1 protein-coding gene is annotated in these 1,204 nt (G+C 64.0%); it reads left to right on the top strand.

All coding sequences use genetic code 11. The annotated features are described in order from the left end of the window. Positions 1-1,075, top strand: a 1,075-nt coding sequence (locus DBR22_RS08160; RefSeq protein ID WP_219928089.1) for an ABC transporter permease, incomplete at its 5' end; no start/stop codon positions are given. Positions 1,076-1,204 lie beyond the last annotated feature (129 nt).

Raw genomic sequence — 1,204 nt, 5'->3', positions numbered from 1 at the left:
GAGCGAAACCGCATCAGCCCAAATCAGCAATCGCCTGACCGCTGCGGCCCTCGATGAAGTCCGGGTCGACCTCGACAACCCCGCAACTCTCCTCAACACGGCCGGCGAGCAACTGAGCCTGGACCTGCAAAAGATCAACAGCCTGCCCCATGTGGCCGGCGCAGGATTCCTCGCCACGGTCGACCCCGCTGGCACCTGGATTTCCCGGTTACACCCAACGGGCCAGGAACCACGTCAAGCCATCGGGCTTGCCAGCGCCTCCGCATCCCTCATGAACCTGGCAACCACCCAGGTAACACCCGCCGCCAGCTCCCAGCTGCTGGAAAATCCATCCATGGGGCCGGTCGCGCTGGTCTCGAAGAATGCTGCCACGGCACTTGGCCTCCCTGTCCAGGGCGGAATGACCCTCAGCCCCGGATATGCCATATGGATAGACGGGGGCCGCGTACCGGTGGTCGGCTCATTTGAGGTCAACGACCGGTTTCAACAGCTCGAAAATTCCGTCGTCGTCAGCCCTGGTGTCATCGCCAGTAACGCGGACGTTCAGCTCTCCCTCATCATACGAACGGAGATGGGGTTCCCCGCGGCTGTCGCGCGGGCTTTGCCTATCACCCTCAACCCCGCAAGCCCGGGAAGCATCAAGACTCGAACCGTCGCTGATCTGGACACCCTCCGATACGGGGTGTCCAATGACCTTGGCATATTCGTCGGAATCCTTTCATCGGTACTCCTCGCCCTGACCGCCGCCAGCGCAGCCACAGTTATGTACCTGACCGTCCAATCCCGGACATCGGAAATCGCGCTCCTTCGTGCCATCGGAGCCAGTCGGGGATTCATCGGACGCCTCTTCATCATCGAAGGAATCCTCATCTCCTCGATGGGCGGCGCCATCGGCGTCGCCCTCGGCATAGCCGGGACATTGTTGGGCGCCGCCGCACAAGGATGGACCCCCGTCCTTGCCAGCAGCCTGCCCCTCATCGGCCTCGGCGCAGCGATCTGCGCCGGACTCCTCAGCTCCCTTTACCCTGCGTGGGTGGCCAGCCGCCAAAACCCCGCCACAGCCATCAGAAACTAGACCCGGGCGTCAACGTAGGGCATCGCGCAGCGCCCCGTGCGCCCGGGCCAGCCGCTCCTGCAGACGGCGGTTCTCGTCCGTGAGCTGCCGGATGCGTTGGTGGGCCAGCTGAAGCCGCCGGTGCATTGA

Source organism: Arthrobacter sp. HMWF013 (genome assembly GCF_003061105.1).
Classification (GTDB): Bacteria; Actinomycetota; Actinomycetes; order Actinomycetales; family Micrococcaceae; genus Arthrobacter.
Note: the sequence above shows the minus strand (reverse complement) of the source record. Positions and strands in the feature narration are given on the sequence as shown.